At 74.2% G+C, this 6,404-nt stretch carries 4 protein-coding genes and 1 pseudogene; 2 read left to right on the forward strand and 3 right to left on the reverse strand.

The genetic code is table 11. The features are described from left to right. Positions 1 to 1,697: CocE/NonD family hydrolase (locus JWR81_RS14145; protein WP_367278794.1), on the forward strand; the 1,697-nt coding region annotated here is incomplete at its 5' end. A 10-nt stretch (positions 1,698 to 1,707) separates the two neighbouring features. After that, positions 1,708 to 2,823 (forward strand): NDMA-dependent alcohol dehydrogenase, encoded by a 1,116-nt coding sequence (locus tag JWR81_RS14150; RefSeq protein WP_297651467.1) that lies wholly within the window; start codon positions 1,708 to 1,710, stop codon positions 2,821 to 2,823. 13 nt (positions 2,824 to 2,836) lie between these two features. Here the strand turns inward: JWR81_RS14150 and JWR81_RS14155 are convergent, their stop codons facing one another. The 3 genes and pseudogenes from JWR81_RS14155 to rhaD all read right to left on the reverse strand — a co-directional run. Further along, positions 2,837 to 4,276: a rhamnulokinase family protein gene (locus JWR81_RS14155; protein ID WP_297651474.1), complete on the reverse strand. Its 1,440-nt coding sequence runs from the start codon at positions 4,274 to 4,276 to the stop codon at positions 2,837 to 2,839. Positions 4,277 to 4,278: 2 nt separating this feature from the next. After that, positions 4,279 to 4,494, reverse strand: a pseudogene (locus JWR81_RS14160) (arabinose isomerase); the annotation flags it as partial. A gap of 185 nt (positions 4,495 to 4,679) precedes the next feature. Then, positions 4,680 to 6,404, reverse strand: a 1,725-nt coding sequence (gene rhaD / locus JWR81_RS14165) for a bifunctional rhamnulose-1-phosphate aldolase/short-chain dehydrogenase (protein WP_297651469.1), incomplete at its 5' end; no start/stop codon positions are given.

Consider the following 6,404-nt stretch of genomic DNA (forward strand, 5'->3'; position numbering starts at 1 on the left):
GACGCCGGTCCGGGTTTGACGAGAGGCGCCCCGAGTGGCTCGATGGAGACGTGTTCGACGCCCGCGCGCCCGGTCGTGCCGCCCTCCTCGCCGACCGTCTCGCCACCCGGCTGCTGGGCCTACCGGGCGCCCGCACCGGCTACACCCGGCGCGAGGAGCGCACCCCGATGCGCGACGGCGTCGTGCTGCTCGGCGAGCACTACGTGCCCGAGACCGCGCACTCGCTGGGCACCGTCCTGACCCGCACGCCCTACGGCCGCATCAACCCGTTCGACGTGACGTCGGCGCGCGTGCTGGCCGCCCGCGGCTACCACGTCCTCGTGCAGAGCTGCCGGGGGACGTTCGGCTCCGGGGGCACGTTCGACCCGTTCTCCGCCGACGTCGATGACGCCCACGACACGGTCGCGTGGCTGCGCGAGCAGGAGTGGTTCGACGGCAGGCTCGCCACCTCGGGCGGCTCCTACCTCGGCTGGACGCAGTGGGCGCTGATGGCCGACCCGCCGCCGGAGCTGAAGGCGGCGGTCGTGGTGGTGGGGCCGCACGACATCGCCGATGCCGTCTACGGCTCGGGCGCGTTCACGCTCGCCGACTTCCTGGGCTGGTCGAACATGATCAGCCGGCAGGAGGACCACGACGGGTTCCTGGGCGGGATCGCGGCCAGGATCGCGGGCGCCAGGCGGGTCACGGCCGCCTACGGCGAGCTGCCCTTGGGCGCCGCGGCCGAGCGGCTCACGGACGGGAGGGCACCCTGGTACCCGCAGTGGGTGGCCCACCCCGACACCGACGCCGCGTACTGGGCGTCGCGCAAGGCCCGGGAGGCGTTGGACAAGGCGGAGATCCCGATCCTGCTCATCGGCGGCTGGCAGGACCTGTTCCTGCGCCACACCGTGGAGCAGTACGACACGCTGCACGGCCGCGGCGCCGACGTGGCGATGACCGTCGGTCCGTGGGTCCACCTGCACACGGCCACCATCGGCGCGCCCACCATCGCCCGCGAGACGCTGGCCTGGTTCGACGAGAACCTCGCCGGCGCCACCGGCCGCACCCGCCCGGCGCCCGTGCGGATCCACGTCACGGGGGCCGGCGAGTGGCGTGAGCTGCCGGAGTGGCCGCCGCTGACGGTCACCTCGACCCGCGTCCTCGGCCCCGGTGGCGCACTGCGCACCGAGGGCACCGACGCGGCGGGTCCGCTCGCGACCTTCCGCTACGACCCTTCGGACCCCACACCGTCGGTCGGCGGGCGCCGGTTGGACGGTGCCGCCGGCGTGCGGGACAACCAGGACCTGGAGGCCCGCGCCGACGTCGTCACGTTCACCACCGAGCCGCTGCCCACCGACCTCGAGGTGATCGGCGTGCCCGTCGTGGAGCTGGAGCACGCCACCGACAACCCGCACGCCGACGTGTTCGTGCGGCTCTGCGACGTGGACGTGACCGGGAGGTCGTTCAACTTCTCGGACGCGCTGGTGCGACTCGATCCCGCCGGTGAACCCGGGACGCTGCGGATCGCTCTCGACCCGTGCGCCCACCGCCTCGACGCCGGCCACCGGTTGCGGCTGCTCGTCGCGGGTGGGGCGCACCCGCGGTGGGCCCGCAACACCGGCACCGGCGAGCCGCCTGCCGAGGCGAGGGGCCTGAAGCCCTCGACCCACACCGTGCGGGGAGGCCGCCTCATGCTGCCGGTGGCGACCGCCGGGTGATACTCGACCGGTGAGAACGCGAGGCGCGGTACTGCGTGAGGTCCCCGGGGTGTTCGAGGTGGTCGAGCTGGAGGTGGACGATCCCCGCCAGGGCGAGATCCGCGTCCGGATGGTCGCGAGCGGCCTGTGTCACTCCGACGACCACCACGCCACCGGCGACATGAAGGTCGGGAAGATGCCCTTCGCCGGCGGGCACGAGGGCGCCGGCATCGTCGAGGCCGTCGGCCCGCACACGCCGGGCTTCACCGAGGGCGACCACGTCGTGTTCTCGTTCCTTCCCAGCTGCGGACGCTGCCGCTGGTGCGCCACCGGCCACCAGAACCTCTGCGACCTCGGCGCCTCCATCGCCACCAACGCCCGCTGGGACGACCCCACCAGCTTCCGGCTCTCCCTCGACGGCGAGCCGGTCGGGCAGATGTGCGGCCTGTCGACCTTCTGCGAGCACACCACCGTGTCGACGGCGTCGGCGGTGAAGATCGACCCGTCGATCCCGCTGGAGGCCGCCTGCCTCACCGGCTGCGGCGTCGGCACCGGCTGGGGTGCCGCGCAGAACTCCGCCGACGTCCGCCCCGGCCAGGTCGTCATCGTGATGGGCGTCGGCGGCATCGGGATCAACGCCGTGCAGGGCGCCGCCCACGCGGGCGCGTCCGCGGTGATCGCGGTGGACCCGGTGGCGTTCAAGCGCGAGTCGGCGCTCACCCTCGGCGCCACCCACGCCGTCGAGACCATCAAGGAGGCGGCCGCGCTCGGCCGGGAGCTGACCGACGGGCAGGGCGCCGACGCCGCCATCGTGACGGTCGGGGTCACGACCGGCGCCCACGTCGGCGCCGCGCTGCGCGCCGTGCGCAAGGCCGGTACCTGCGTCGTCGTCGGGATCGGCGAGACCCGCACCCGCGACGGCGACATCCCGCTGACCGAGCTGGTGCTCTACCAGAAGCGGCTGCAGGGCTCGCTGTTCGGCGCGTCGGCCCCCACCGCCGACATCCCCGCCCAGCTGCGCCTCTACCAGGAGGGCGCGCTCAAGCTCGACGAGCTGATCACCACCCGCTACGCCCTCGACGACATCGCGAAGGGCTTCGAGGACATGCACGCGGGCCGCAACCTGCGCGGCGTGGTGGTGTTCTGAGGAACCTCGCCGATCACCGGGCCTGGATGCGGCGCTCCGCCTCGGCCCACGCCCGCTCCGCACCGCTCGGCTCGTAGCGGGTCAGCTCCTGCGTCTCCACCAGGAGGGCGCGCAGGTCCGTCAGGTCCCCCTCCACGGCACCCAGGCTGCGGGCCTGCACCAGCGCGTTGCCCAGCGCCGCCGCCTCCACCGGACCGGCGACGACGGGCAGGCCGCAGGCGTCGGCGGTGAGCCGGCACAGCAGCGTGTTGCGCGCTCCTCCGCCGACCACGTGCACGACGTCGACCTCGTGGCCCGACAGCGCGACGGCGTCGCGCACCGCGCGGCGGTGGGCGAGCGCCAGGCTGTCGAGGATGCAGCGGACGGTGGCCGCGCGGGTCTGCGGAGGTCGCTGCCCGAGCCGGGTGCACGCGTCGGCGATGCGGGCGGGCATGTCGCCGGGGGCGATGAACGCGGGGTCCCCGGCGTCCACCACCGCGACCAGCGTGGGCTCGCGCGCAGCGGCGTCGAGCAGCGGGGCCAGGTCCGGGTCGCCCCACGCGCGCAGGCCTTCCTGGAGCAGCCACAGCCCCATGACGTTGCGCAGGTAACGGACGGTGCCGTCGACGCCGAGCTCGTTGGAGAAGTTCGCGGCGCGGCTCTCCTCGGTGAGCACGGGCGCGTCCAGCTCGACTCCCACGAGCGACCAGGTGCCGGTGGCGACGTAGGCGAACCGCGGGCCGGTCGCGGGCACGCCCACCACCGCCGACGCCGTGTCGTGCGAGCCGACGGCGATCACCGGTACGGGACTGTCGAGCCCGGTGGCGTCGAGCACGTGCGGCAGCAGCTCACCGGTCCGAGTGCCGGGCCCCACCAGGGCCGGGAACAGACCGGCGTCGATGCCGGCGCGGGTGATCACATCCTTGGACCAGGTGCGCGACCGCGCGTCGAGCAGGCCGGTGGTGGAGGCGTTGGTGATCTCCGCGGCGTGCGCGCCCGTGAGCCAGTGCGCGAGCAGGTCCGGGATCATGAGCAGCTCGCGGGCCGCGTCGAGCTGAGGTGTCCCGGCGGCGGCCATCAGCTGGTAGATCGTGTTGAACGGCAGCACCTGCACGCCGGTGGTCGCGTACAGCTCGGCCGCCGGGATCGTGGTGTGCAGGCGCTCGGCGACGCCGTCGGTGCGGGCGTCGCGGTAGTGCACGGGGTTACCCAGCAGGGCACCGGTGGCGTCGAGGAGGCCGAAGTCCACGGCCCAGGAGTCGATGCCGACCGCGTCGAGCCCCGGGCCCGCGGCCCGCAGGCCGTCGAGGATCCCGCGGTAGAGCGCGAGCACGTCCCAGAACAGCGTGCAGCCGACCCGCACCGGGCCGTTGGGGAACCGGGCCACCTCGGTGAGGGTGAGCCGGCCGGGAGCGATGTCGGCGGCCATCACCCGCCCGCTCGACGCCCCGAGGTCGACGGCCGCGACGCGCACCGTCACCGGACGCGGACCCCGACGGACCCGAGCCCCACCAGCTCGGCGACGGCCTTCAGCTCCGCCGCGCGGTGACCCGTGCCCAGCGCCCGGTGGCGGTCAGCGCCCGACGCGCTCCAGAGGTCGGTCCACTCGCCGAGGTCGCAGCCCAGGTCCACGCGCGAGGTGGTGTTGCCGATCCGTAGCAGCGGACCCGGCACGACCGTGCCCTCGGACGCGTCGGCCGTCTCCGGCAGCGGGCAGGCGCCGCAGTAGGCGAGCCACGCGCCCGTGTCGAAGGTGGCGTGGTCCATCTCCTCGGTGGGCTGCAGGTTGATCAGCAGCACCGGGGCGCCGCTGCGCTGCGCGACGGGCACGGCCGGGCTCCCCTGCGTCGTTTCGGTCGTCGCAGTCACGGTTCTCCCTACCGCAGGAACGCCGCCGCCACGCCGGCGTCGACGGGGATGTGCAGGCCGGTGGTGTGGCTCAGGTCCCCGCCGGTCAGGACGAACACCGCGGCCGCGACGTGCTCGGGCAGCACCTCCCGCTTGAGCAGGGTGCGCTTCGCGTAGAACGCGCCGAGGTCCTCCTCGGCCACCCCGTACACGGCCGCGCGCTGCGCGCCCCAGCCGCCCGCGAAGATCCCGGAGCCGCGGACGACGCCGTCGGGGTTGACGCCGTTGACGGTGATGCCGTGCTCCCCCAGCTCGGCGGCGAGCAGCCGCACCTGGTGGGCCTGGTCGGCCTTGGCGGCGCCGTAGGCGACGTTGTTGGGGCCGGCGAACACGCCGTTCTTGCTGGCGATGTAGACGATGTCGCCGCCGATGCCCTGGTCGATCATGGCCTTCGCGGCGGCGCGGGCGACGAGGAACGAGCCCTTGGCCATCACGTCGTGCTGGACGTCCCAGTCGGCATCGGTGGTCTCCAGCAGCGGCTTGGAGATCGAGAGCCCGGCGTTGTTGACGACGAGGTCGACGCCCCCGAACGCGAGCGCGGCGGCGTCGACCGCGGCGGCGACGGCCGCGGAGTCGGTGACGTCCACGGTGACCGGGACGGCGACGTCGGTGCCGCCCAGCGACTCGGCGACGGTCGCGGCGGCCGCTCCGTCCCGGTCGGCGACGACGACGCAGGCGCCCTCAGCCGCGAGCCGCTCCGCGATGGCCTTGCCGATGCCCGAGCCGCCACCCGTCACGAACGCGATGCGCGCGGCGAGGGGCTTCGGCTCCGGCAGGCGCGCGAGCTTCGCCTCTTCGAGGGCCCAGTACTCGATGCGGAACTTCTCCGACTCGGCGATGGGCGCGTAGGTGGACACGGCCTCGGCGCCGCGCATGACGTTGATGGCGTTGACGTAGAACTCGCCCGCCACGCGCGCGGTCTGCTTGGTGGCGCCGAAGCTGAACATGCCGACGCCGGGCACCAGCACGATGGCGGGGTCGGCGCCGCGCATGGCCGGGGAGTCGGGGGTGGCGTTGCGGTCGTAGTAGGCGGCGTAGGCCTCGCGGTACTCGGCGTGCAGCTCGCGCAGCCGGGCGACCTGCACGTCGACCGACGCCGACGCGGGCAGGTCCAGCACCAGCGGCGCGACCTTGGTGCGCAGGAAGTGGTCCGGGCAGCTCGTGCCGAGGGCGGCGAGCGGGGCGAGCTTCTCGCGGGCCAGGAAGTCCAGCACCACGTCGGTGTCGGTGAAGTGGCCGACCTGCCGGCGGTCGGTGGAGGCGACGCCGCGGATCACCGGCGCCAGTGCGGCGGCGCGGGCGTGCCGCTCGTCCTCCGGCAGCGCCGCGTACCCGTCCCGGACCGGCCCGAACGGCTCCGCCACCCCGTGCTCGTCGAGGAACCGCTGCGCGGTGGCGATGATCGACCGCGAGTTGGCCTCGCACTCGTCGCTCGTGGTACCCCAGGCGGTGATGCCGTGCCCGCCGAGGATCACGCCGATGGCCTGCGGGTGGGCCTCGTGGACGGCGGCGATGTCGAGCCCGAGCTGGAACCCGGGACGACGCCACGGCACCCACACCACGCGGTCCCCGAAGATCTCCTTGGTGAGCGCTTCCCCGTCGGCGGCGGTGGCGATCGCGATGCCGGCGTCGGGGTGCAGGTGGTCGACGTGCGGAGCGTCGACGAGGCCGTGCATGGCCGTGTCGATCGACGG

Source organism: Pseudonocardia sp. (assembly GCF_025965585.1).
Lineage (GTDB): Bacteria > Actinomycetota > Actinomycetes > Mycobacteriales > Pseudonocardiaceae > Pseudonocardia.